Source organism: Sinorhizobium psoraleae (assembly GCF_013283645.1).
Lineage (GTDB): Bacteria > Pseudomonadota > Alphaproteobacteria > Rhizobiales > Rhizobiaceae > Sinorhizobium > Sinorhizobium psoraleae.
Genome location: NZ_JABEKV010000010.1, coordinates 1 through 23,180 on the forward strand (window position 1 = coordinate 1; position 23,180 = coordinate 23,180).

The following is a 23,180-nucleotide window of genomic DNA, read 5'->3' on the forward strand; positions in this document are numbered from 1 at the left end:
TCATGTCGCTCTCCTCATCGACAAACAGGTTTTTAGAAAGTCCTCCGCGCCGCATCCGACTCGAATCGGACGCGGGACGCACGATGTTTTGGCATCGCGCCGATCGATCTGGTTTCTGATTTTTCAAGTTTCAAGAGGGCGATGAAATTTTTTTAGCACTCCACCGCATGGAGTGCTAAAGCCATGATTTCGCCCTCTTGACGCGACGCTCTGGAGTCCCCAACTCATTCCTGCCGATGCCCAATTGGGATCGGCATGGTCAGGGAGCGCCACGCTTCTTGGCGCTTCCTCGTATCTATGTTGCTCTACGGAGGATGTAGCTATGAGAACAAGCTTCGACTTCAGCCCCTTTTACAGGTCCAGCATCGGCTTCGACCGCATGTTCGATCTGCTGGAAAACGCCAGCCTCAACGCTGAAAACTGGCCGCCCTACAACATCATCAAACTTGGCGAAGATGCCTACCGCATCGTCATCGCGGTACCGGGTTTTGCCGAAGACGAACTGACGATCACCCACGAGGCGAACATGCTCGTGGTCACCGGCGCCAAGTCCGAGGATGAGGAGGTAGAGTACCTCCATCAGGGCCTCGCCGTACGGTCGTTCGCGCGCAGGTTCGAACTCGCCGATCATGTCCTCGTCGAGGGCGCAAAGCTCGAAAATGGGCTGCTCGTCATCAATCTCAGGCGGGAGATACCTGAGGAGATGAAGCCGCGTCAGGTTACCATCCGAACCGAGCCGACGATGCCCGCTTCGAAGCAGATCGAAGGCGACAAGGCAGCCTAGACGGCACGCCGCTCGAACTTCGCCAGTCGCTGGGCAGGCATAGGGGAGGGAAACTGCGCCGAACCAAAAAGGAGAGATCAAGCGAAGAAAGGATGAAGCCATGAATGTACGTGACCTGATCGCCTGGAACCGTGGCAGCAGCCAGGTCCCGAGCGTCTATCGCTGTGACGACATGGATCCGTTCCTGTAAACCGTCTGTTTGACGAGGTCTTCCGCGGCTTCGGTAAGGCGCGCGTTTCTAGACAACCCTGGCTGCTGGTGTTCAAACGGAGAGTCCCGCCAACAATCGATTATCTGATGGGCTATACGGGCGGAAGTGACACGCTGTCTCAGGTCCAATTGCGTTTCCCCTCTCTCGAAGCCGCGATTGCCTATGCGGAACGGCAGAAACTGAACTACATCGTCGTGGACGACGGGAGGCGTCGACCGCGCCCTCACGGCGTTGAGCAAGCTTTCGGGCTGCAGCGGCCGCCAATCGTGTGTAGGCCATGATGTTGGTATCAAGCTGCCGATCGAGACTCGACGTGCGTCCATGAGCGAGCGGCCCGTCCGTCGGCAGCTCCAGATTGTTGATGGAGATCGAGCTCAGCGAGCTTGGCCTCGACATCTTTCAGATCACCTTCCCGTGTCAGATCGGCGACGCGCACCTCGATCACCGCATCGGTTTCGCTTCGAAAGACGCGCGAGAGCGCGCCCGGGGCGTCCGGCACGACGTGCGAGCAGCACGAGATCATACCCGCGGCGTGCCAATCGCACAGGACGCATCAGTGATGAGAGCTTTGGGACGCGGCCGCGACATGACGGTTGTTCTTTCGCGATCGGTCTAACGGTTTCCTCGCCATTGAGAACTTGCCGGATTCAAGAGGGTGCCTCTCAGGTTCCCCCGCTACCGCCGGTGCCAACGTTGCGCGATCTTCGAAGCCATAATCCGGGATCGTAACCGCTGAGGCGATCCCCATTTCACCTCGAACCGGGAGGCCGACATGGACACGCATTTCAAACGCAAGATCGCCTTCGCCTTGTCGATGGGTATCGTAACGACAGGGTTGATCTCTTTCACATTGCTCGCGCTCAATCTGGGCTTCTCGAGGGGGTTCGTCCTGACATGGCTCCGCTCGTGGAGCATCGCCTATCTCATCGTCATCCCCGCCATCCTGCTGGTCGGCCCGCGCCTTCAGGCGCAGGTCGACCGCGTTATCCGTTGACGCGACGAAGCTGGAGCTACTGACATGACAATGGCGACCCTTCGACGGCTGTTTGCCGCCGCAGCGATGTTTTCCTCTATCGCGACCGTGACACTTGCCGAGGACCGCTCGCATCAACCGAGGGCGAATATCAGCTTCATTCAGATCGACAACGACATCATACTGAGAAGGTCGGTCGTGCATAGTCTCGACCCGAAGGGGACCGTCCTCTTCCTGCATGGCTTCCCGGAAACGATGTATGCCTGGAAGAAAGTATCCCTGGCTCTCGCCGACGATTACGAGGTCCACGCTTTCGATTGGCCCGGTTTCGGGTTCTCGTCGCGGCCGACGACGGACCGCTTTTCTTATGCGCCGATGGATTATGCACGTGTCCTTGACGGCTACATCGAGAAGGCTCACATCGATCGGTCCAAGCTTACGATCTATGCCACGGACATCGGAGCCCTGCCGGCGCTGCTGCTGGGCTTGGAGAAGCCCGACATTGCACGAACCATTATCGTCGGCGACTTCGCGCCCTTCGATCGGCCGCGTTACATGTATGAGAGCCTGCAGAAGCTGAAGGATAGGCGGTCAGCGGCTCAGGCACGGGAACAGCTCAACAAGAATCGCGCGGACATTCTCGAGAACGCCTTCAGGAGAGGGCTGGCAAAGGAGGTGCAGTTCGAGCTCTCAGCCCAGTTCAGGAGCGACATGGCGCGTGGCTGGTCCTATGGCGCGCTGACGACAGCTGACGCCTTTGCGAGCTATTACATGCATTTCACCAGGGACCAGCAGTATTTCGAAGCCAATCTGGACAAGCTAAGGACTCCTGTAAAGGTGGTATGGGGCGAGAAGGATCTCTACATCAATAAGGAAATGGGAGTAGAACTCGCCGAACGGCTGGGGGCCGAGCTTTCAATTCTTCCTGACACTGGCCATTACCCGCATCTCCAGAAGCTGGAGAGGACGGTCGAGGAAGTGCGCGCTTCATTCCGGTGACGGTGCATCGCAATAATTGCTGCAAGCCGCGCGAAGGCGGGGGAGCATCCAATCGATGAAGGCACGCACTTTGCGAGCGAGTAGCCCCTGACGCGAATAGACGATGTGGATCGGCTTGGGCCCACCATCGTAGTCTTTCAAGATCTGCACGAGCGCGCCCGAGGACACTTCCTCCGGAACCTGGTAGTCGAAGAGGCGGGCGATCCCGGCTCCATTTCGCGCGGCTGCGACGCAATTGGCCGCCGTGTTGACCTCGATCCGACTGCGTGGCATCGCCTCGACACACTTCCCGTCGATCTCGAAACTCCAGAAGAACGACCGGTTATGGAACATGATTCCGTCGTGATTGGTGAGTTCGGTGGGATGTTGGGGAACGCCATGCCGTTCCAGATAGGCCGGGCTTGCGCAGGTCAACAGGCGGAACTCGCCGGCCTTGACCGCGTAGAGCGAACTGTCGACCAACTCACCAAGTCGGATGGCGACGTCGACCTGCTCGTTGGCGAGATGAACAGAACGGTCGAGGGACAGGAGGTTCAAAGTCACCTCCGGATGCTTGTTCATGAAGTCGAGTGCGATCGGCAGAACGTACCGGTGGCCAAACTCGATCGGCATGGTGATGGTGAGCAGTCCCCGCGGCGTCTGATATTCGCCTGAGGCCCTGCGTTCGACCTCCTCCAGATCGGCGATGATCTTGCGCGCCGCATCGACATAGTCGCGACCGGCGTCGGTAAGCTGCAAGTTGCGGCTTGTTCGGATGATGAGGTTTGCGCCGAGATATCGCTCCAGATCGGCGACCTTGCGGCTGACGCTCGGCAGAGGCGCATTCAGCTTCCGGCTGCCCGCCGACAAGCTCCCGGCGTCAACCACCGCAAGCAGAACCCGCATTGCATCAAGCCGATCCATAACGTCCCGACGATTAGAAGCCTCGATGTCGAGGATATGAGAAATCGGTTCTGCTGAATAGGCCGCACAGCCGTCTGCGTGAACCGTATCCCCATGATGGTTCGACGGGTGCGAATCGAGAGGGTGGTTCTCATTTTCGCTGGGTACCGGCCAAGGCTCGCGGCCGGTAAATTTTCCTCATTCGATCAAGGGTCTCGCTTGATTGCCAACCAAAGCTGTCAGCATCACCGCAATCAAATTTCCAGTGACGCAACCTCAAAGGGATGACCACTATGAACAGGGTCTTTTATGTTGGCGTGTCAGCGGCTCTCTTTGCGGCCTTTGCCTTTTCGCTCAACTTCGTTGTGCCCTTCATCATCGGTGACTATTCCACCTTTGATTTTGCCCTAATCCGTCACGTTATTTCAGCGCTCGTTGGGCTTTACATCCTGTTTTCCGAGAAGGGCGTCATGCGCCACCTCACGCTTCGAAACTGTCTGCAAGCCATCTGGCTCGCCTTCGTCGGATATGTCGGCTACTTCCTGACGGTGACGGGAGCGGCCATCTTTGCCGGCCCAGTCATCGCTCCCGCCTTTCTGGGTCTGGTCCCGATCGTATTGATGGTCATCGGTAATCAGTATCAGGGATCAATGCCATGGCGATTCCTTATGATGCCTTTGGCGCTGGTGCTGGTCGGCCTCGTTCTCGTCAATGGCACGGCATTCACGGCCGAAGGATTGAACTCTGTCCAATCGTTGTGGATTGGCGTACCGCTATCGCTCGCTGCCGTAGGACTTTGGGTCTGGTTCGCCCTTGCCAATCAGGCTGCACTCGCAGCCCGACCAGAAATGCCCTCCGGTGTGTGGTCAGCGCTGATACTGGTCGGAGGCGGCGTCTTGATGCTGGCATTTTATCCTGTCGGTGCCGCGATGGACCTCTTCCAGCTTCCAACATTGGGATTCGACTGGAGTGCCGCCGGCAGCCTATATGTTTGGGGTGTGTCCCTCGCGCTGCTGGCAACAGTAGGCGGCGTCTGGGCCTGGAACATTGCATCACGGAGCCTGCCGGTTGCCTTGGCCGCGCAATTGATCGTCTCGGAAACAGCCTTCGGTGTTATCGGAGGACTTGTCGTACATGCCCGCTGGCCAACCCCGATCGAAGTGGCTGGGGTGGTTGTCCTGATCGCCGGCGTTGTTCTGTCAGTACGGATTTTCTACGATCGCCAATTCGCATCGGGAAAGACATTGCTTGCGCACGAGTGATCTGCTGCGCGCAGGATCAATGACAGGCACTGGCATCGGAGATGAAATCACATCCATTGCAGCGCCCGCAGTTGCCGCGAAGCTGCCGCCAGGAGCGACAAACGCAGGGTCGACAGTTCGAACCACCCATTCAAGGCGACGGATGCACAGTCGGCTTCCGAGGGCGGAGGTTGCACCGGCGGCCATCCATCGATCGCCTCAGGTGGGTGTTGCGGTCATCCGCCATGGCTGGGACGAACGGCCAACATGCAGGGGAAAGCCGCCCTTAAGTCGCCGAGGCGAGTGGAGCGACCTATATTGGGAGGCTGTCAGGCCACCTCGAGCTGAGAGTCTTTCGCCGCTTGCGCGATTAACGGCGCGGGAGACTTCCTTTGCTGGTGGGAAGCGTTAAGTCGGCGCGCCACGATATCGTGGTTGAGCCACTGGACGGGGCCGGAGGGATCTGAGGACTCGCCAAAAATTAGCTGCCCGGTCGCCTCCACTACGAGAGCACTGAGAAGGTCGCTGATCATCGCCTTGCTGTCCCGATGCATCTGCGTGATCTCGTTGGACGTGCCGATGGTCAGATCGGCCTGTGCTTGGCTGTTTGCCATGGGCCACGCCGAGAAGTCGTAAAACGGACGCATGACCTCGTTGGCCTGCATATCGGTAATTTTTTGGAACACATCCTTCATCGTGAAGCCGTCTGTCAGAAGCTCTTGGCATGCCTGCCATTGGTCCTCTGCCCATTGGCCACCATTCTCTTTCTTCAAAGCGAGTAGCAGCGGTATCAGGGGAAGTTCGATACCCGTAAATACGTCGGACGAATTGGTTCGGATTTCGGGACAGTTATAGACGGTTGCCTTGACACCCGCTGCCCAGGCTTCTTGCGCGATGCATTCGAGCCGCATCTTGGCGTAACCTTGGGTGTAGTTGGTGTAGGTCTGCCAACGATAGTTCCCGTCAATCAGGACTGCCGTTCCATGGTAACCGTAGGCCGTGTACCGGACCTGAGCACCCGAAGCCTCTACGCGCTCACGGATCGCCGCGCTGAAGTCGATAAGATGTCGAAAGGTGATTGCGGAGACTTCGTCGAAATTCTGCAGGATGAGCTTGCCCATATCGCTGTCGAGCAGCGCTTGCGAAGACATGTGGCGGGGACCACGTCCCTTGTAGATTCGATTGGCAACCACCAGGAATACCTTCGCTTTCGGGATGCCTCCGGCCATTGTATGGGCGAAGAAGACATTGCGGCCGTCGGCAATCATTCCGTCGAGAACGGCCATGACTTGTGAAAGCGAATTCGTGAACCGTGAGGTGGCGATGTCCCGGCACTGCTCAATGTAGTCCCAGTCGAGCCTGTCATGTTCCCAGCTCTCCAGCGTCATTGTTGCGAGGAGATCCGTCGGAGTAGGGCCTCCTGTCGGAGCGTCGAGATCGAAGCCAGCCATAAGAGGTATGTTGATAATCCTGCCGCCCAGGCGGTCCTCTGCGGCAGAGAGTTCCTCGGCATCCAGAGGCCGCAGTGCGTTGTTCTCGTCGCGCCGCCCGACCGTGATGCCCACGATCTCCATTCCAGCCCGCCGGGCTTCGTCGAGCAAGCCAGTCGCATATCCGCGGCCGAATAGTTCGCCGAAGAGGACGAAAACATCACCTTTACGAAAGACGCTGTTTTCGGCGATGCGATTCAATGCGACCGGGTTTTCCATGCAGTCAGCTCTTTGGTCCGTTTGTCGTCGAGAGGTGGCTCAGACGAGCTTCTATAATCACATGACCGTACTGACCCGTAATGGGAAGTAATTTTAAGTGACCGTTCATTTCAAAGCGTGAAGTCCCCATAATATCTGAACCGGATAAAGCAGACCTGCGACGATACCTTCCCGCGGGAGTCGCTGGTTTCCACCGGTCTTGGCATTGAGCTTAGCGCCGGAATGGACGTTCAATCTGCCCAACCGCAGATTCGAGCGGAGGAAGGTGGGGGTGTCGACTTCCGGATCGGGCTTGGTGTCGCCTGGAGCAAGGACGACCCGACAGCCGGACGACATCATCAATATTGCAAGGTCGTTGGTCAGGGCCGGCAGGTGAGGGGGCGAGGCGCCCAGAGGGACCTGGTGCGACCCCTCGATCAAACGGAATGTCTTGCCGGGCTTCGATCCCGGCTCCCCGCCGATCGCGGGCGCTTTGCTGAGCCTCCTGCGGCGAGTCGTTTTACGGTCAAGCCGCGCGCGCACGGGTTCGGGCAGCGTTGCTGCCGGCCTCGTGCGCTCATTAGAAAGTGATCAGCTAGGAGTTCACCCGCCTCAAGAACCGGCTGCGATTCTATTCCGCTCAAGGCGACCTTTCCATCGGATTGAGATTAGCCGCTCCACAGGCAGCAAGCACACGTCTCACAAGTTCTTTTTACCCCATTGTGCCAAACGCGAACTGCGAGAGGTACACCGAAATACCGAGCTCTCGCATGCACTTCAGAAGCTAACGACGCTGAACGATTTTGTTGGACGATCCGTGAGTCCCAGGGGGTTGCCTGGGTGCACTGACGTCGTGTTGCCACTCGCTGTGTACCATTTTCGCCACATGGCGGCGCAGTTCTTAAATCCCTGACCCGCCGAGCTCTTGGTCGTCGTCGCCCTCCCAGGGCGAGGGCATAGAGGTGCGATTGAGATTGGCAGTGGGCATCGGCATCCAGCACTTCAATTCTGGCTCGGCGTACTCGATGATGCGCCCGGGCGAGGAATCAGCGGCGCGCCAGCCTTCTGCGCCGAACTGATCGCCATTCGACCAATAGGCGAGGTCAACTTCTGCGGCCCCCTGTTCGGACGGGCGGATTGTGACGAGGATCCGACTGCCGTTTTTCGGGGCGCTTGCCATGTGGCGCCAGTGGTCTGGCTCGGCCATCATTTTTTCTCCTGCCTTGCTGAAGGTTGCAAGTGTCGCCTTGCCATCGAAAACGGTCAACTCAAACCTTGCACGAACCCATCGTCTATCGCTTGACTTGCTCGCGTCCTTACAGGTGGTGAATTGGGTGGTAGCGAAGCCGTTCGAGTGCGCACTCGACAGTGCAGTAGCGAGCGGCGGTGCAAAGGATGGGTATCTTTTTTCACAGGTTTTCGCGCATTCTGGCTTGTGTGCCCTGTTCTGCCGACCTCATGCGCATTGCCAGGTTCTCACTCGGTTTCTATCCTGAGGCATGATCCGCACCACACTGGTGCGCCGAAGTCCGAGGACACTAAGGGCCGATGGCATGTCAGCTGGAAATGTTTGCCTCGCCGCCTGAGCCAGGCGATGACGTCGTTGTGAAGCTGCGAGCACCCTTGAAGCTGCGGCGGCAAAAGCCACTCGATGACGAGAGCATGGCCCGTCTTTTGGAGGAGAGCGGCAGCTATCGCGTGCTGCGCAAGCTTGTCGGCCGCCAGATCGTCGATATACCGCGGCCCGGATTTCCTCGCATCGGAGTGATCGTCGACACCGAGACGACGGGCCTCGACCGCACGAAGGACGAGATTATCGAAATCGGCGCAGTTGCGTTTACCTTTGACGACGAAGGCAATATCGGCGACGTCACGGGCGTTTACGGCGGCCTGCAGCAGCCAACCGTCCCAATCCCCCCTGAAATCACCCGCCTCACAGGAATCACCGACGAGATGGTTGCCGGGCAGATGATCGATGTGGGGTCGCTTCGAGCGTTGCTCGAGCCGTCCGACCTGGTGATCGCCCACAATGCCGGCTTCGATCGGCCGTTCTGCGAGGCGTTCTCAAGCATGTTTTCCGGCAAGGCATGGGCCTGTTCCGTTAAGGAAGTCGATTGGGCGACGCGCGGTTTCGAGGGCACGAAGCTCGGCTATCTGATTGGTCAAAGTGGCTATTTCCACGATGGCCATCGCGCCGTCGACGACTGCTTTGCTCTGCTCGAGGTGCTCGCCGGCGCCGACGGGGTGACGGAGCCAAGCGCTTTTGCGGAACTTCTCAAGACAAGTCAGCGCTCGCGCGTGCGCATCTTCGCCGAGCACAGCCCCTTCGACATGAAAGATCATCTGAAGGCTCGGGGATACCGCTGGTCGGATGGCAGCGACGGCCGTCCGAAATCCTGGTGGATCGAAATCGACGAGGAGGGGCTCGCAGCGGAGCTCGCTTTTCTGAGGTCGGAGATCTACCGGTGGGAAGAGGCCGACCCACCGGTCAAAAGGCTGACGGCGTTTGATCGGTACAAGGCTTGATGGGGATGGTCTTGCGGCGGGCCGTGGCATGCAGGTTGCGCAGGCTCGTTACCGCGATGGTTTTGCCGTCTCGAAAGTCGTGAGGAAGCAACAGCTGCAGCAGATCGCGGCCCGGCTTGCTCAAGGTGGAACACTATGAAGACACCGTGGAAATTCCTTGCCCAATTGATGTCGCGGCGACCATCGGCGAAAGCGCAAGAGAGTTCGATCGGGAATGACACCGATACCAAGGCGCTCGAGAGCCAAGTGGAGCATACGTCCGCACTTCCGCCCAGTTCGACTGTTGCTGCCGGCCCGCCTGCTCACGATGAGGACGTCTCGGTTGATCAAGGGTCGGTCGCATCCGATAAGGCGAAGGGCAATGACGATGTCGCACAGGCGTTAAAACCGCCGATCGATGCTGAAGAGGCTCAAACAACTGCGCGTCATGAGGCCGACCAGTCGGAGGCCGAAGCGAATTCGTTGGTTCCGAAAAACGCGGCAAGCACAGAGTCGCGGAGCAAGCCGCGGATCAAGCGTCGAGAAAGTGGGAAGAGAGCCAACGCCCACGTGGCTGCGCAGGCCGCTGTCGCCGCAAAGCATCATCAAAACGTGCAACCCGCGTCTTCACGTGACGTGTTTTTTCATGAAGTGGCAACACTTGACGAAGAAATCAAAATGCTGAGGACCCAACTCGCTCAAAAGCTTCATCTGCAGAACGTTCAGCTTAAAAAGATGCTTGAACGATTCGACGCTTCGTGAGCTTGGCGGAGCTCCCGACAAGCGCGGCCTTGCGTTATTTCTTGTTTCGCGGCGAAACTCTCGCAGCCACTCAATTGCATGAGTGCGAGAGCCTGCTGAGCAGGCAGCCATCAATCGGCTCATTGTGCATTCGACGATGCGTGCTGCGCCTCAGGACAGCCCAGCGACAATGCTCAAGCCCAGGTCGTCGCGAATTCCTGCTTGATAGGCGTTGATCAGCTTTGCGGCGAGCGCTTCAGCTTCTTCAGACTTGCGTGACAAGGCTCGCCTTTGCAGCTCGTCTTGGAAGGCCCTGCCGATCATCTCCAACTCGTCAGGCCCAATTGGATCGAAACTCATGGTTTGCGCTGAATTCATCATTCCCCCTCCCTCCGCCGCCCGATGCGACGGAAGACCCTTTGTGCCCCTGCGTTTCAGAAAGGGTGCAGCGTCGCTGGAGATCTATCGAACGTGAGCCGTCCTTAAGGCCGGACCATCCGTATCGGTCCACTCCAGTGCCGCCATGGCGGACCCGAATAGAAGAGCAGGTATAGCCAGAGCCCCCATGAACCTGAGCATTTGCAGCCGACGTGTGCGCTTTCCATCCCAATCGTCAGCCATTTGCCACGCCCTTAAAAGCAAGTCGGAAACAGTACGTCAGGATAGAACCAGAGAACGACTTTCCGGTCGAGTCTATTTTCAAGTATTACTTTTAAACGAATTTCGTCATTGGGATCTATATTGCGTATCCAACGGCGACGATAGAAAACTAGAAGTAGACGCCGAGCAAAAACGAAAAATGACCGTCCTGGCCGTGACGGGCGGCGTGATCTCTAGAAGGCGGTGCCCTGCGGCATCATACTGCGATACCGTTCGAGCTCGCGCGGAACCTGCGCCAACCTGTACGGGTCGCCACGATCGGCAAATTGGGGGGCAGTGGTAAGCAGGGCGCCGTTTTATTTCAGGTGATAGCCGGGAGCCTTTCACCGTCAATCGTCTGGCTCTAGGCACAAGCCAAACATCAACTATCCGTAAAGGAGGACTATGATGGTTGTGTTGACTCTGTGGAGCACTCAGCCGAAAACAGGCGTGACTAAAGGAGGGAATTGCTGATGGCTGACGAGAGTAATGCGGGACCAGTTGCTGCGGCTGTAGCGACGGACGCAGAAGTGAAAGCACCAACGGCTAAGAAGCGGAGGTCGCCACGGCCTCAGAAGGCGGCTTCCGAGCCAGCTCAATCAAAGACGCCCGCCGCTAAACGCAGGGGGTACACCGAGCAAGAGAAGAGCGAGAAACTCAAGCTGATCGAGACGCAAGTCAGCGGAGGCAGCACCCTCAAGGACGCTATCAAGAGCGCCGGCATATCGGAGCAAACCTACTATCACTGGAAAGGTGCTGCGAAGCCTGTCGAGCAAAAGGACTCTAAGAGCACCAAGCCCCTGCCGGCCAGCGATGAGTTGGCAGATCTTGTCCAGCTGGAAGAGGAAAACCAGAGGCTCCGCAAACTACTGGCGGAGAAGCTGCGAGCGGAAAATGCCGAACTGCGCAAGAGGCTCGGTCTGGACTAACCAGGACCGGGAATGCGCGGGCGACAGTTTCTTCGGCGTCCTCCGTGTTACGCCAGAAGCTTATATTTGCTCCCTATGTGGCATTTGCGCGGAAAACGAAGCGCTGCTGTTCCCCCACTCTTGCCGGGTGAAAGGCGCGCCAGCTGCGATTGTTGGCGAGCAGTTGAAGCGCGCGAGGAGGGGCTGTATTGCTGCGCCGGCAGGAATGCAGCGGCGCCAATTGGCGTTGCATTTTTCAGGGGTTGCTTAGGATCGAAAGTAGATGAAGACGCCACATCGGAGATTCGTTGTTGAATTCAAGTCGGGGCGACGACAGCCAAAAGCCCAGACGAACTCAATCTGGGGAGACACAGATCTCAAGGCCTTGGCCCGCGAAGTGGAAGGTACGGCGCCGCATCTGTTCAATTCAGATGAAACACCTGGAACGCCTGACTCGGGTGAAACTGGGCCGGCTGATCCGATCAAGGCAGAGTCTGTCAACGAGCGCGCCGACGATATCGACGTTACACCAGAAACGATACCCTTTGCCAACGGCGTAGAGGCCGAAATCTCGAAGCACCATGAGGCAGATCATCCGGCCGAAACGGTTGAGCAAGTACAGGAGAGCCGACTGGCATCACAGGCTCGAACGACATCAACCGGCACTCCTCGAAAGCGCGCCAAGCGCGCCGCCGCCCAGACGATCACGGTCAACTCGAAGCTTGGGCACGAGGATCGAAAGCCGCAGACCGGGCCTGTCGACAATCCGATCTCACTCGACGAGCTCGCCGCCCTGGACACAGCCAACAAGCGCCTCAAGAGGTTACTGGCCGACCAGCTTCGTGCACAGAATCTTTGGCTCAAGCAGATGCTTGAACGATTTGATGTCGAATAGCGAAGTCGCACCACTGGCGTCAGGGCAAAGAAAACCGCTGAGCCGCGGGTTCCGCGGATAGCCGCGCGCGGGCTGCACCACCTCAATGTCATCTGCCGGGTTTATGCGCTTTGCACGCTTTGCACTACTGAAGGGGGCGGGCCTGAGAACCCGATATTGCTAAGCCGACGGAACGTGGAGGTTGGCGCTTGGAGTGCAGCGGTGATGCGCCTGAGCTTGGCGGAGTCGACATCGGCACCCAATTTTGGGCGCCAGTGAGACCGCAGGTCAAGGAGAGGTCCTTGATGCTATATCCCATTGCCTCGCGAGATTGCTTGACAGCGAAACCTATATCGACGCGGCCTCGGCACGTGGCAACGTCTGTATGCGCTCGATCGCAAGGCCAGGCTTTAATTCGAGATTCTCGTCCTGATAGACGAGGCGCTCGTCGATGTGGGAGAGCAACGAAGTGTTCTCATTGAGGTTGGCGTATTGCGGATCGAGCGTTTCATTTGAAGTTCCTTATTTTAGTTATTGTTAGAGTCGTGACGCCGAGCTGATCTCCAACGCGTGCGTTCATGAAATCGATTGGTCAAAAGCCAGGCCTGCTCTGCAGAGATCCCAGGGGAATGCGCGGTCACTGAGCGGAAGGTCTGTTCAGCCGTCTTGCAACGCTAGTCGGGTTCGGGCGTCGTTTGCCGATCGGTCGCACCAAGAACCAGGTCGATTTTCAGGAGGTCGGCGATGACGCCGCGGATTTGCGGCCACGGTTCCTCGGGGCTGTTGGGGGAGGGCTGCCACTTGGTGACGGCGGCGTGGAGCTTGGCGGCAGCGCCGGCGACCGACACCGCCGGTGTCTCCCACAAGGTTTGCGCGGCCTGTTCCTCGACAATGGATGCACGATCTTCAGCTTCGAGTGCCTCGCTGTAGGTTCGCGAACCTGCAACCGGAAAGAGCGATCTCTCGAGCCGCTGCTGGCGGAAACTCGATTCGCCTAAACGTTGCCAAGCGCTGCACCACTGATGCCAGAGCGCGAGCGCCGGATCGTCATCGCACCCATCCCAGGACAGCTGCTTCGTCCGAGTAAGTTCTTGAAATGTGGGTAAAGACGCCGCCACGAAGGAATGAAAATCCCCGAGGGTGACCGTAGACAAAGTTCTGCTATTGTCGGAATCAGCCATGATCCGAGCTCCCATAAGCTTGGTTGTGGTCAGGCTGTATTCGGTGTTCCAGCACCGGATGCAGCCGCAGTTCCCTTGATACCGCCATTCGAGAGTGAACTGCAGTCTCAAGAAACGTCTAGGTAGCACACGAGATCGTCGTGATCAATTCGAAATCATATGATGCCAACGAAATCACTGGCGCCCAGATACGTGCGGCCCGCGCGTTGATCCGTTGGAGCGCAAAAGAACTAGCAAAAGCAGCTGGTATTGGTGTTGCAACGGTGAGCCGTGCGGAAGTTGAGGATGGAACCACATCCCTTACGAGTGCAAACCTAAAGGCCATTCGACTGGCTTTGGAAACCGCCGGGCTAGAGTTCATCCCTGAGAATGGCGGCGGCGTGGGTGTTCGTTTCAAGAAGTAGTAGTTGGCTGGTCCGTCTATGGCCCGAACGCCTCACCGCTCTTCGCAGGCCGAGCACTTCGGCGGCAACCTAGTCAGCAAATTGCCCACGCGGGTGGCCGGTTTTCCTGATCGGCCGCCGGGCATATATTTTGCCGAGCAAAATTCTCACCAAGCGCAGCAAGCACACGCCGCAAAGCCTTCTCGTTGACAAAGGCGTCAGCCCGAACGCGAACGCCATTGGCAAGATCGACTTCGATGACGCCGGGGCGCTCGTCCACGAAGGTATATCTGGCTTGCCGGCCGGTAGACACGCCGTGGATTCGATGGTCTGTCGGCGAAGGTCGTCACACGTTGAATGCTGATCCCTATCGCGGCTCGACGTGAAGTCTTCCCTGGGCCGCAAACCTTACCGGCGCATCTGCCGAGAGACCCGATCGCCCACCAACCGGCCCGTTCCTGTCCGAACTGCGGCGGGACCGTGTTCAGCAAGATCGGCACGGATGAGCGCGCGAAGTGCTGGAATATGCGCCTTCGCACTTCAAGCGGGTCGTGCATCTTCGCCCGAGGATGAGTTGCCGGGCCTGCGAGACGATCCTGCATGCGCCTATGCCATTGCTGCCGAGCCCGCTGCACACTCTTGGGCGACAAGCATTAATGCTTCAGCCTCGAGCCATTGCAGGCGTGCTCGCATGATCGGGCGTGCAGGTGCACCCAGGCGCCGCTGGGAAGAGAAGGCTCGAGCAACCACGGCGCAAATGTCAGGAAGCGCGCCGAACGCACGGAGACCGGATCTGCGTGGCGGAACAGCGGACCGGTAGGCTCGAAGGAAATCGACTGCTGTTGCACCTCCGGTTGCTTCTCCATGCCGCAGACGGGTTCCAGGCGGCGCAGGACCTCGCGTGCCTTCAGCTTGCAGCGAACGTGGTCCGAGTCGTCGGACACGACCCTGTCGAAACTGAGAAATGCTGCGATGGCGGCATCCCTGCGGCCGGCGGCCAGAAGCGTGACCGCGAGCTTGTAGCGCGGGATGCCCCGATGGGGATGCCGCCCAACGAGCTTCTCGAAGGTTTTGCTTGCCTCGCGATAGAAGCCCTGCTCCATCTGCGTGTCGCCAAGCCGATGAAGGATTTCGTCGGCGTCGGGAAGCGCCGATAACAGCCCGCGATAGAGATATTCCGCCTCGGCGTGGTCGCCCCTATCGCTGCAGAGCTGCGCAAGTGCGTAGCGGGCTTGCACATGGCCAGGGATGGTGCGGATCACTTGACGATACCCCGCTTCCGCCGCGTCGAGCGCGCCTTCGACATGCAGCGCCATCGCCCGCTCGAACACGTAGCCGACACTGCGGCGGTTCAGCCTGTCATGCAGGTTTCGGCCCGTCCGCGTTCTGATAAGCACGCAGTGAACCGGGTCCTTGTCCATCTCGCCTGTCGCTCGATCCTCGCAGCTTCGGGCAAGCGGCCCGTCGGGAAACGCCTGCAGCAAGTGTTCGAGCCTGGCGGACGAGGGCTCACAAAGCTCGATCCGCATGCTCGTCCAACTTTCGCTCATGAGGAAGCCGGCGAAGGCGTCTGCCGCCTCGGCTTCCAGGCCGGGCATGCAGAGAAAGCCACTCTCGCCGCTGTCGCGATTGCCGATCATCAGAAGCTGGTCCGAGAAAAGCCCCGTGTCGTCATCCTGGAGAGTCGTGACCTCCAGCGGCAGAAAAGCGTCGTAGCGATGGTCAGTCTGCTCCTGCCGGAAGGCCAGAATGAACCATCGTTCCCGACAGGACAGGTATTCTTTCAGACAAGTCCAGGAGAGTAAAGGATGAGATTCTGGATCCGAACGATATACTCTGTTCCAATTTTTCCGAATGCTCTCAAATTCTTTAGCATAGCCAATAACATTTATTATCATCTTCGCCTCTCTCTGAGGCGGTATTTGCAATACCGACCAATAAAAATGTTGATCCAATATGATAAAACTAAAATAAAAATCTCAGGCCCAACGGCCATCAATGTGTCTATGCAGTATGGAGCGAGGCGTCCGGTACCGGTGCGCCTCGTGATTGATTTTATCAGGCTGGAGCCCGTGATGCGAGCGGAAAACAACGTGCGGTTTTCTCGTCTTCCCAAACGACGCAGGCGATACGGGAAATCTTGCGGCCAACCGCTCCTTGAATTCGACATCGAATGCTGATGCGAAGCGTTCCTTTCATTCCGCGGTGATCTTGCCGCTTGAGGGCACATCGCGAAGCACCGACGTGCAATTCGGCAGCGGACATTGGCACGACCGGCTCTGTTACCGTTCCCGTTCTTTGCTTTATTCGAGGTCGCATAATGTATCGACAGGAACGGGAATCTGCGCACTGCCATGCCGCGGATTTGGTATCGCGACGGCGGACTCGCGGTTGAAGGGCGGCGGCCGGTCTTGCCAATTTTTGCCAACGCCGCTATGGTCATTCGCATGAGCACAATGAACATTTCCTTGCCGGATCATCTCAAGAGCTTCGTCGATGAGCAAGTCGCCGGACGGGGCTATGGGACAAGTAGTGAGTATATTCGGGAGTTGATACGTCGAGATCAGGATCGCCTCGCGTTACGCAGGCTGTTGCTTGACGGAGCCTCGTCTGCACCAACCGAGCCGGTCGATGCGGAATATTTCCCCAGCCTGCGCGATCGAGTTCGTGGTCTGCGCAGAAAGTGAACAATAAGACTATTATTGCCCGGGAGTTGGCGCGCAGCGACGTCGAGGCGGCCATCGACTATTATGTACGCGAAGCAGGAACCGAGATCGCGCTCGGCTTTATCGACGCTCTTCAAGAGGCGTACTCTTTGATCGCAAGCCATCCGGAGTCCGGGTCGTTGCGGTATGCATACGAGTTGGGATTGCCTGACCTGCGGAGTGTCTCTCTGAAGCGACATCCCTATCTCGCCTTCTATCGCGACCAGCCAGGTCATGTCGACGTGTGGCGCGTGCTTCATGCCAAGCGGGACATTCCGCAGTGGATGCAGGAGCCGAACAGTCAATGACCGATCGGATATTCCCGGAATCTATTAGTGGGCCGGCGGATGCACAACCGACTCCCGATGGCCCGATCGCATCGGCCGTCCGCCGAGAGGAGCAGCATCTACAGAAACTCGCCTTGGAAACAAAGGTCCCGGACGGTGGCTTGAAGGCCCCAAGGCCGGTAGTCAGAGCATGGCCTTACGCGAAAACGCGATCCTAGCTGCCTCGCGAGTTGAATCTAGTGGATCCAACGTCGGGAGGAATTCGATGGACTAGAACCGCGTAGAAGGAAACTGGAAGCAAGTGAAGGGTAAGATTAAAGAGCAGTGGGGCAAGCTCACCGACGACGACCTGGACCAGATTGCCGACAACCGTGAGCAGCTCGCAAGCAAAATACAGGAACGCTACGGCATCCCCGCTCCGGCGGGGTTTTTGTTTATTCACGAAGCCCCGGCCTATATGACTTTGTGAAGCTCGGTAACTTTACCGCGGAACATACCGTCGGCTGTGAGGTTGAGTTAGAAGGACAAAGGCAGCCCCGTATGCACTCGCTCAACCTCGCTGGCATCATGATTCTCCTTGTTATCATTGCGCTGTTCGCCCTGGCTTGGCTAATCTAAGGAGTAGCTTGGCGGGACCGTGTCCCTTGCGATCACTTTGAGAAGTCCACGGCAAAGAATGGCAACGCCTGTAGAACGGCAGAGGCGACAGACTGCCTAGTCGGCTTCCGCTGCATCGCAACGGCAAGGGCCGATCGTCTCGAACGCGTCTTATCAGACACGCAAAGGATGCTGTAGCCCTTTGAATTGCTCATGTTTCCTTGAACGGGCACCGGTTCATGGAAACATGCAGCAGATGGTAGTAAGCCAGCAGTTTGCCGGCATGCCGGTCGAGGAGTGCTGACTAGCTGGTGCGCTTCAACGATCAAGTGTCACTCGTCTGCCCTGCGCGTCGAAAAGGTGTAGGTCCTTCAGACTGGCCGCCACTTTGACCTCGTCACCGATCTCAAAGTCGGCCCGCCCCGAGACACGGAAGACGAGATCGCGGCCGCTTGCGAGCCTGCCATGCAACAAGCTCTCAGCGCCCACCAGCTCGATGCCGTCGACGCGCACTGTCGCTTCGAAGTCGCGAATCCCTGCCTGATCCTTGATGACCGTCAGATCTTCCGGCCTGATCCCGATCGTGAACGGCCCCGACGGTCTTGGGAGATGCGATGCCAGCGCCCAGCCGTCCATCGACGCGTCCCCGTCGAGCAGATTCATTGATGGAGAACCGATGAAGGTCGCGACGAACACTGTCGCTGGCCTTTCGTAGAGTTCGATCGGCGTGCCCACCTGCTCGATGCGTCCAGCATTGACGACGACAAGCTTGTCGGCAAGTGTCATCGCCTCCATTTGATCGTGTGTCACATAGACGCTTGTTGTTCCAAGCGAGCGCTGCAACCGCTTGATCTCGATGCGCATCTGCCCCCTGAGCTTGGCATCGAGGTTCGATAGCGGTTCATCGAAGAGAAAAGCGGCCGGCTCGCGAACGATCGCACGCCCCATGGCAACGCGTTGACGTTGGCCACCGGAAAGCTGGCGCGGCTTGCGATCGAGATAGGGCTCGATTTCGAGCGTCTTCGCGGCCACGGCGATACGTCGTTCGATTTCGTCTTTCGGTGTCTTGCGGTTCTTAAGGCCATAAGCGAGGTTCTGTCGAACCGTCATGTGCGGATAGAGCGCATAATTCTGGAAGACCATGGCGATGTCGCGCTCGGCCGGCTCCAGATCGTTGACACGGCGATCGCCGATCAGGATCTCGCCGGACGTGATGCCCTCCAGGCCGGCGATCATGCGCAGAAGGGTCGACTTGCCGCAACCCGAAGGGCCGACAAGCACGACGAGTTCGCCATCCTTTATCTCGAGCGATACGCCCTGGATTGCTTCGACGGCGCCAGCATAGGTCTTGCGAATGTCCTTGAGGATGATTTCAGCCATTACTTCTCCGTCTCCACGAGGCCTTTGACGAACCAGCGCTGCATCAACACAACGACAAGCACGGGAGGAATGATCGCGAGGATCGCGGTCACCATGACGTAGTTCCAAGGTGTAGACGCGTCGGCGAAATCGACCATTCGCCGCAGTCCGATGATGATCGTATTCATCGTGGCGTCGTTCGTGACCAGAAGCGGCCAGAGATACTGCGTCCAGCCATAAATGAAGAGGATGACAAACAGTGCCGCGATGTTCGTCCTGGAAAGGGGGAGCAGGATGTCGCGCATGAAGCGGAAGGGGCCGGCGTTGTCGATGCGCGCCGCTTCGACCAGTTCGCCCGGGATCGTCAGGAAGAACTGACGAAACAGGAATGTTGCCGTCGCCGAGGCCATGAGGGGCAAGGTCAGTCCCGCATAGGTATCGATCAATCCGAGGTCGACGATCACCTTGTAGGTCGGCAGTATGCGAACCTCCACCGGCAGCATAAGCGTGATGAAGATCATCCAGAAGAAGACCATCTTCATCGGAAAACGGAAGAAGACGATCGCAAAGGCGGAGAGAAAGGAAATGACGATCTTACCGATGGCAATCGCGAGCGCCACGATCGTCGAGTTGAGGAGCAGCCGCTCGAGACTGACGCCGACGACGCGCTCGACACCGCCAACCATGGCTTCGCGATAGTTCTCGACGAACTGACCGCCGATTGTAAGCGACATTGGCGGGCGGATGATCTCGACGGACGTTCGCGTCGATGCCACGAACGTGTAGTAGATCGGAAAAACGACGATCAGGATGCCAATGACGAGCACGAGATGGCCGACCAGGTTCGATATGGGGCGGTTTTCGATCATCTCGGCACCTCAGGAATAGTGGACGCGCTTCTCGACGAAACGGAACTGGAACGCCGTAAGTGCGACAACAATGACCATGAGGATTACCGATTGTGCGGCCGAGCCGCCGAGATCGAGGTTGACGAACCCGTCGTTGTACACCTTGTAGACCAACGTCTCTGTTGCTTTTGCCGGCCCGCCGCCGGTTACAGCGTGGATGATCCCGAAGGTGTCGAAGAATGCGTATACCGTGTTGACGACAAGCAGGAAGAACGTTGTCGGCGCGAGCAGTGGGAAGACGATCGTCCAGAAACGCTTGGTACCGCGGGCGCCGTCAATCGACGCCGCTTCGATCAGCGATTTCGGGATGGCTTGCAGGCCGGCGACAAAAAACAGGAAGTTGTAGCTGATCTGCTTCCACGCGGCCGCGACGATAACGAGCAGCATCGCCTGGTTGCCGTTGAGCAATGGATCCCAAACGAAACCGTTGCGCCGGAGCAGATAGGCGAATGTTCCCATGGCTGGATTGAACATGAACAGCCACAACATTCCGGCGACCGCGGGTGCTACGGCATAGGGCCAGATCAGAAGGGTGCGATAGACATTCCTCCCCCGCACGACGCGATCCGCCGATGCTGCGAGCAGGAGCGCCACTGCCATCGACAGGAGTGCCGTCGCCAGGCTGAAGACCGCCGTGACGTTCAAGGAATGCAAATAGGCCGGATCGGAGAGAATGGTCCGAAAGTTGGCAAGCCCGACGAAGCCCGACTTCAGGCCGAAGGGGTCCTCTCGCAGGACCGACTGATAGAGTGCCTGGCTCGCCGGCCAGAAGAAGAAGACCACCGTCAGAACGATCTGCGGCGCCAGCAGAAGATAAGGCAGGATCTTGTTGGGAAAGACGACAGGCTGCAACGCGCTCCCCTTCGTTTAAAAGATGAGTGCCCGCGCCGACAAGCGACGCGGGCAAGTTGCACCTGGTGTCAGTTGCTGACCGCCGCGGCGATCGCCGCGTTGGCTTTCTTGACACCGTCGCTCAGCGCGCTCTGGGCATCCTTCTGGCCGGAGAGCATCGCCTCGAACTCCTCGTTCAGGATGTCCCTGACCTGGGGAAGGTTGACGAGGCGCACACCCTTCGAGTTTTCGGTCGGTGCCTTGCCCATCATCTGCTTAATCGGCGTCTCGCGGCCCGGGTTCTTTTCATAGAAACCAGACTTTTTCGTTTCATCGTAGGCCGCCAGAGTCACCGGCAGGTAGCCCGAGACCTGATGCAAGCGCGCCTGGATTTCGGTCTTCGAAAGGAAGTTGAAGAACTCGGCGACGCCCTTGTATTCGTCGTCCGACTTGCCGGCGAAGACCCAAAGGCTCGCACCGCCAGGGATTGTGTTCTGCGGCCCATTGCCTTCGTAATAGGGCAATTGCCCGATGCCATAATTGACGCCTGACTTGATGATGTCGCCGAGGCCTCCGGAAGACTCGGTGAGGATCGCGCATTCGCCTGAGGTGAACAGCTGCTTTGCTTCCGAGGTCCGCCCGCCATACCGGAAGGTGCCGTCCTTGGCCAGGTCGGCGATGGATTGGAAATGCTGTACGAACAATGGGGCGTCGATCTTGAGTTCGACGTTAGGACCGGCAAGCCCATTCTCGTTTGTGCCGTAGGGCACATTGTTCCAGGCCGCAAAATTCTCCGTCTGAATCCAGGTCAACCAGGTGGAGGTGATACCGCAGGCGGAAGCGCCGCTGGCCTTGATCTTCTTGGCGGCATCGAAAACTTCCGGCCAGGTCGCCGGCGGCTTCTCGGCATTAAGCCCCGCCTTCGTGAATGCGTCCTTGTTGTAATAAAGGATCGGCGACGACGAGTTGTAGGGGAAGGACAGCATCGTACCGTCGGCCTTGGAATAATAGGACACGATGCCGGGAAGATACTGGTCCTTGTTGAATTCGTATCCGCCCTTCTGCAACACCTCGGCGACCGGGACGATAGCGCCTTCCGCGCCCAGCATCACACCGCTGCCGGCATCGAAGACCTGCAGGATCGCCGGCGCCTGTTTCGAGCGAAATGCCGCGATACCGGCGTTTAGCGTTTCCGGATAGGTGCCCTTGAAAACGGGAACCACTTTGTAAGCGCTTTGGCTTTCGTTGAACTCTTTGGCAAGCTGCTCGACCACCTCGTTGTTGGCGCCAGTCATCGCATGCCACCAGCCAAGCTCTGTCGCCGCAAAGGCGTCTGCCGCGAGAAAAACCGAAAATGCCGAAGTAGCCGTGAGCGTCCAGCTGAATCGTTTCAAGACCATTCCTCCCAGTTCTTTCAAGGTAAGAAATACAAGCGCTTGATGGGACAGTCCCTCCTCGACTCGTCCACATCCGCCTTTCGCTGCGAAAGCCAATGCAGTAGAAACGAAATGGAATGAATAGGCAATGAAAATAACGATGCGGAATTTCTGTTCCGGTTGGCTGAGCTCACCCCGCGATCGCGTCGGCTGAGATGAGGGTCGCACAGGACCGTTTAGGCAAGTCTAGTTGCGCGTGGCGACATCAACGATGCCGTCAAGCTCGCCGGTGGGTGAGCGGACCGAAGTAGCATTTGAATCGCCGCCCACCCACCAATGTGTATTCCCGATCTCATTAGCACGGAGCCGTTGATGTGAGCCGATACGATGGTTGGAATCACCGAGGCGTCTGCGAGGCGCAGACGCCTCGGTGCAATGGACGCGTAGGTCCGGTGATACCGTGCTGCAGGGATGCTATCTTCTCCGAGAGGCCATCAAGGGCTGGTGTCGCATCGACGCCGCCTCGGACTGGTGAGCGGCATCGTCCGCTCCTGGACAGACAAGCAATTCAAAGTGCTCCTGCACCGCTGTGCATTTGAAGAGACGCACAGCGGTGCAGTTGCATTTCATCGCAGTTCTCGCTGAACCGGGAGTGCTCCGCCTTGTACGAGCTGACGCTTGAGGTGAAGGGGGCGGGACGGGCTGATGGCGTAGGCGCCGTCGCCAAGAAGAGCCTGGGCCACGGATAGAATGATCAGGTAAAGCGGATACTCCCAGCCACCACCGGTGGCGGTGAAGACCCATCCGTTGCCGGAATGGACGCCCAGGGCCCCCACAAGGATGGGCAGGAGGGCGAGGGCTACCCAGCGGGACTGGATCCCGAGGATCAGCAGGACGCCGCCGACCGCCTCGGCAAAGAATGTCAGGTAGGCGAGGGTGGGCGACAGGCCGATCGACTGGAAATACTGCGCCGTCCCGGTGAGCGTGAAAGTCAGCCACTTCAGCACGACGCTGTGGGCAAGATACATCACGCCGAGGGACAGGCGAAGCAGAAGAGCGGCATAGGCAGCAGATAGAGGTGATTGGGTCATTGAAATCTCCATGCATT

23 protein-coding genes and 4 pseudogenes are annotated in these 23,180 nt (G+C 58.2%); 15 read left to right on the forward strand and 12 right to left on the reverse strand.

The features are described from left to right. The first annotated feature begins 322 nt into the window (after positions 1-322). From ILFOPFJJ_RS30405 to ILFOPFJJ_RS30425, 4 genes and pseudogenes are all read left to right on the forward strand, one after another. Positions 323-784 (forward strand): Hsp20 family protein, encoded by a 462-nt coding sequence (locus ILFOPFJJ_RS30405; RefSeq protein WP_173514215.1) that lies wholly within the window; start codon positions 323-325, stop codon positions 782-784. Between the two features lie 100 nt (positions 785-884). Then, a pseudogene (locus ILFOPFJJ_RS35530) lies at positions 885-1,276 on the forward strand (NADH dehydrogenase ubiquinone Fe-S protein 4). Positions 1,277-1,767: 491 nt separating this feature from the next. After that, positions 1,768-1,989, forward strand: coding sequence for a DUF2798 domain-containing protein (locus tag ILFOPFJJ_RS30420; RefSeq protein ID WP_173514216.1), 222 nt, complete (start codon positions 1,768-1,770; stop codon positions 1,987-1,989). Positions 1,990-2,013: 24 nt separating this feature from the next. Beyond that, on the forward strand, positions 2,014-2,967 hold the full coding sequence (locus ILFOPFJJ_RS30425; RefSeq protein WP_173514217.1) for an alpha/beta fold hydrolase: 954 nt from the start codon (positions 2,014-2,016) through the stop codon (positions 2,965-2,967). Here ILFOPFJJ_RS30425 and ILFOPFJJ_RS30430 read toward each other — a convergent pair. Then, positions 2,956-3,870: a LysR family transcriptional regulator gene (locus ILFOPFJJ_RS30430; RefSeq protein WP_173514218.1), complete on the reverse strand. Its 915-nt coding sequence runs from the start codon at positions 3,868-3,870 to the stop codon at positions 2,956-2,958. The genes ILFOPFJJ_RS30425 and ILFOPFJJ_RS30430 overlap by 12 nt on opposite strands. A 272-nt stretch (positions 3,871-4,142) precedes the next feature. Here ILFOPFJJ_RS30430 and ILFOPFJJ_RS30435 point away from each other — a divergent pair, with 272 nt between their 5' ends. After that, positions 4,143-5,111, forward strand: coding sequence for a DMT family transporter (locus tag ILFOPFJJ_RS30435; protein WP_173514219.1), 969 nt, complete (start codon positions 4,143-4,145; stop codon positions 5,109-5,111). A 308-nt stretch (positions 5,112-5,419) separates the two neighbouring features. On the opposite strand, the gene ILFOPFJJ_RS30440 is transcribed toward ILFOPFJJ_RS30435, so the two are convergent. Continuing rightward, a complete protein-coding gene (locus ILFOPFJJ_RS30440) occupies positions 5,420-6,799 on the reverse strand; it encodes an enoyl ACP reductase FabMG family protein (protein WP_173514220.1) in 1,380 nt (459 codons plus the stop codon). 144 nt (positions 6,800-6,943) lie between these two features. Between ILFOPFJJ_RS30440 and ILFOPFJJ_RS35535 the strand changes: the two are divergent. Then, positions 6,944-7,175 (forward strand): annotated as a pseudogene (locus ILFOPFJJ_RS35535) (hypothetical protein); the annotation flags it as partial. A 504-nt stretch (positions 7,176-7,679) separates the two neighbouring features. Here the strand turns inward: ILFOPFJJ_RS35535 and ILFOPFJJ_RS30445 are convergent. Next, positions 7,680-7,985 (reverse strand): hypothetical protein, encoded by a 306-nt coding sequence (locus ILFOPFJJ_RS30445; RefSeq protein WP_173514221.1) that lies wholly within the window; start codon positions 7,983-7,985, stop codon positions 7,680-7,682. Positions 7,986-8,326: 341 nt separating this feature from the next. Here ILFOPFJJ_RS30445 and ILFOPFJJ_RS30450 point away from each other — a divergent pair, with 341 nt between their 5' ends. Then, a complete protein-coding gene (locus tag ILFOPFJJ_RS30450) occupies positions 8,327-9,304 on the forward strand; it encodes a 3'-5' exonuclease (protein WP_173514222.1) in 978 nt (325 codons plus the stop codon). 135 nt (positions 9,305-9,439) lie between these two features. Next, positions 9,440-10,045 carry a hypothetical protein gene (locus ILFOPFJJ_RS30455; RefSeq protein WP_173514223.1) on the forward strand — a complete coding sequence of 202 codons (606 nt, stop codon included), beginning with the start codon at positions 9,440-9,442 and terminating at the stop codon, positions 10,043-10,045. Positions 10,046-10,195: 150 nt separating this feature from the next. Here the strand turns inward: ILFOPFJJ_RS30455 and ILFOPFJJ_RS30460 are convergent, their stop codons facing one another. Beyond that, entirely contained in the window at positions 10,196-10,405 is a 210-nt protein-coding gene (locus ILFOPFJJ_RS30460) for a hypothetical protein (protein WP_173514224.1), read from the reverse strand. A gap of 731 nt (positions 10,406-11,136) precedes the next feature. Between ILFOPFJJ_RS30460 and ILFOPFJJ_RS30465 the strand changes: the two genes are divergently transcribed. Continuing rightward, entirely contained in the window at positions 11,137-11,592 is a 456-nt protein-coding gene (locus tag ILFOPFJJ_RS30465; protein WP_173514225.1) for a transposase, read from the forward strand. 262 nt (positions 11,593-11,854) lie between these two features. Then, positions 11,855-12,466: a hypothetical protein gene (locus tag ILFOPFJJ_RS30470; RefSeq protein ID WP_173514226.1), complete on the forward strand. Its 612-nt coding sequence runs from the start codon at positions 11,855-11,857 to the stop codon at positions 12,464-12,466. Positions 12,467-12,636: 170 nt separating this feature from the next. On the opposite strand, the pseudogene ILFOPFJJ_RS36625 reads toward ILFOPFJJ_RS30470, so the two are convergent. Both ILFOPFJJ_RS36625 and ILFOPFJJ_RS30475 read right to left on the reverse strand, forming a co-directional pair. Continuing rightward, positions 12,637-12,860, reverse strand: a pseudogene (locus ILFOPFJJ_RS36625) (hypothetical protein); the annotation flags it as partial. A 259-nt stretch (positions 12,861-13,119) separates the two neighbouring features. Then, entirely contained in the window at positions 13,120-13,626 is a 507-nt protein-coding gene (locus ILFOPFJJ_RS30475; protein ID WP_173514227.1) for a hypothetical protein, read from the reverse strand. A gap of 140 nt (positions 13,627-13,766) precedes the next feature. On the opposite strand from ILFOPFJJ_RS30475, the gene ILFOPFJJ_RS30480 reads away from it, so the two are divergent. Next, positions 13,767-14,030, forward strand: coding sequence for a helix-turn-helix domain-containing protein (locus ILFOPFJJ_RS30480; RefSeq protein ID WP_173514228.1), 264 nt, complete (start codon positions 13,767-13,769; stop codon positions 14,028-14,030). Between the two features lie 494 nt (positions 14,031-14,524). Beyond that, positions 14,525-14,704, forward strand: coding sequence for a hypothetical protein (locus ILFOPFJJ_RS36870; RefSeq protein WP_512700886.1), 180 nt, complete (start codon positions 14,525-14,527; stop codon positions 14,702-14,704). Here ILFOPFJJ_RS36870 and ILFOPFJJ_RS30485 read toward each other — a convergent pair. Beyond that, entirely contained in the window at positions 14,663-15,649 is a 987-nt protein-coding gene (locus ILFOPFJJ_RS30485) for a tetratricopeptide repeat protein (RefSeq protein ID WP_246299925.1), read from the reverse strand. The two genes, ILFOPFJJ_RS36870 and ILFOPFJJ_RS30485, sit on opposite strands and share 42 nt — an antisense overlap. Positions 15,650-16,420: 771 nt before the next feature. On the opposite strand from ILFOPFJJ_RS30485, the gene ILFOPFJJ_RS30490 reads away from it, so the two are divergent. The 3 genes and pseudogenes from ILFOPFJJ_RS30490 to ILFOPFJJ_RS30500 form a co-directional block, all read left to right on the forward strand. Beyond that, entirely contained in the window at positions 16,421-16,696 is a 276-nt protein-coding gene (locus ILFOPFJJ_RS30490) for a type II toxin-antitoxin system ParD family antitoxin (RefSeq protein WP_376741478.1), read from the forward strand. Then, entirely contained in the window at positions 16,693-17,022 is a 330-nt protein-coding gene (locus ILFOPFJJ_RS30495) for a type II toxin-antitoxin system RelE/ParE family toxin (protein WP_173514230.1), read from the forward strand. The genes ILFOPFJJ_RS30490 and ILFOPFJJ_RS30495 overlap by 4 nt, the downstream gene beginning before the upstream one ends. A gap of 253 nt (positions 17,023-17,275) precedes the next feature. Then, a pseudogene (locus tag ILFOPFJJ_RS30500) lies at positions 17,276-17,470 on the forward strand (CsbD family protein); the annotation flags it as partial. A gap of 446 nt (positions 17,471-17,916) precedes the next feature. Here ILFOPFJJ_RS30500 and ILFOPFJJ_RS30505 read toward each other — a convergent pair. The 5 genes from ILFOPFJJ_RS30505 to ILFOPFJJ_RS30525 all read right to left on the reverse strand — a co-directional run bounded on the left by ILFOPFJJ_RS30505 (position 17,917) and on the right by ILFOPFJJ_RS30525 (position 23,163). Further along, a complete protein-coding gene (locus ILFOPFJJ_RS30505; protein ID WP_173514231.1) occupies positions 17,917-18,978 on the reverse strand; it encodes a sn-glycerol-3-phosphate import ATP-binding protein UgpC in 1,062 nt (353 codons plus the stop codon). Next, positions 18,978-19,826 (reverse strand): sn-glycerol-3-phosphate ABC transporter permease UgpE, encoded by an 849-nt coding sequence (gene ugpE, locus ILFOPFJJ_RS30510; RefSeq protein WP_173514232.1) that lies wholly within the window; start codon positions 19,824-19,826, stop codon positions 18,978-18,980. Before ugpE ends, ILFOPFJJ_RS30505 begins: the two co-directional genes overlap by 1 nt. Positions 19,827-19,835: 9 nt before the next feature. After that, a complete protein-coding gene (gene ugpA / locus ILFOPFJJ_RS30515; RefSeq protein ID WP_173514233.1) occupies positions 19,836-20,717 on the reverse strand; it encodes a sn-glycerol-3-phosphate ABC transporter permease UgpA in 882 nt (293 codons plus the stop codon). 68 nt (positions 20,718-20,785) lie between these two features. Then, positions 20,786-22,096 (reverse strand): sn-glycerol-3-phosphate ABC transporter substrate-binding protein UgpB, encoded by a 1,311-nt coding sequence (gene ugpB / locus ILFOPFJJ_RS30520; protein WP_173514234.1) that lies wholly within the window; start codon positions 22,094-22,096, stop codon positions 20,786-20,788. A gap of 602 nt (positions 22,097-22,698) precedes the next feature. Continuing rightward, complete coding sequence (locus ILFOPFJJ_RS30525) at positions 22,699-23,163, reverse strand: DoxX family protein (RefSeq protein WP_173514235.1); 465 nt, start codon at positions 23,161-23,163, stop codon at positions 22,699-22,701. Positions 23,164-23,180: the final 17 nt, after the last annotated feature.

Bases quoted from the DNA above. Each gene is read 5' to 3' on its own strand.
- ILFOPFJJ_RS30405 (WP_173514215.1), top strand. From the start codon at position 323: ATGAGAACAAGCTTCGACTTCAGCCCCTTTTACAGGTCCAGCATCGGC.
- ILFOPFJJ_RS30420 (WP_173514216.1), top strand. From the start codon at position 1,768: ATGGACACGCATTTCAAACGCAAGATCGCCTTCGCCTTGTCGATGGGT.
- ILFOPFJJ_RS30425 (WP_173514217.1), top strand. From the start codon at position 2,014: ATGACAATGGCGACCCTTCGACGGCTGTTTGCCGCCGCAGCGATGTTT.
- ILFOPFJJ_RS30430 (WP_173514218.1), bottom strand. From the start codon at position 3,870: ATGGATCGGCTTGATGCAATGCGGGTTCTGCTTGCGGTGGTTGACGCC.
- ILFOPFJJ_RS30435 (WP_173514219.1), top strand. From the start codon at position 4,143: ATGAACAGGGTCTTTTATGTTGGCGTGTCAGCGGCTCTCTTTGCGGCC.
- ILFOPFJJ_RS30440 (WP_173514220.1), bottom strand. From the start codon at position 6,799: ATGGAAAACCCGGTCGCATTGAATCGCATCGCCGAAAACAGCGTCTTT.
- ILFOPFJJ_RS30445 (WP_173514221.1), bottom strand. From the start codon at position 7,985: ATGGCCGAGCCAGACCACTGGCGCCACATGGCAAGCGCCCCGAAAAAC.
- ILFOPFJJ_RS30450 (WP_173514222.1), top strand. From the start codon at position 8,327: ATGGCATGTCAGCTGGAAATGTTTGCCTCGCCGCCTGAGCCAGGCGAT.
- ILFOPFJJ_RS30455 (WP_173514223.1), top strand. From the start codon at position 9,440: ATGAAGACACCGTGGAAATTCCTTGCCCAATTGATGTCGCGGCGACCA.
- ILFOPFJJ_RS30460 (WP_173514224.1), bottom strand. From the start codon at position 10,405: ATGATGAATTCAGCGCAAACCATGAGTTTCGATCCAATTGGGCCTGAC.
- ILFOPFJJ_RS30465 (WP_173514225.1), top strand. From the start codon at position 11,137: ATGGCTGACGAGAGTAATGCGGGACCAGTTGCTGCGGCTGTAGCGACG.
- ILFOPFJJ_RS30470 (WP_173514226.1), top strand. From the start codon at position 11,855: ATGAAGACGCCACATCGGAGATTCGTTGTTGAATTCAAGTCGGGGCGA.
- ILFOPFJJ_RS30475 (WP_173514227.1), bottom strand. From the start codon at position 13,626: ATGGCTGATTCCGACAATAGCAGAACTTTGTCTACGGTCACCCTCGGG.
- ILFOPFJJ_RS30485 (WP_246299925.1), bottom strand. From the start codon at position 15,649: ATGATCGGCAATCGCGACAGCGGCGAGAGTGGCTTTCTCTGCATGCCC.
- ILFOPFJJ_RS30505 (WP_173514231.1), bottom strand. From the start codon at position 18,978: ATGGCTGAAATCATCCTCAAGGACATTCGCAAGACCTATGCTGGCGCC.
- ugpE (WP_173514232.1), bottom strand. From the start codon at position 19,826: ATGATCGAAAACCGCCCCATATCGAACCTGGTCGGCCATCTCGTGCTC.
- ugpB (WP_173514234.1), bottom strand. From the start codon at position 22,096: ATGGTCTTGAAACGATTCAGCTGGACGCTCACGGCTACTTCGGCATTT.
- ILFOPFJJ_RS30525 (WP_173514235.1), bottom strand. From the start codon at position 23,163: ATGACCCAATCACCTCTATCTGCTGCCTATGCCGCTCTTCTGCTTCGC.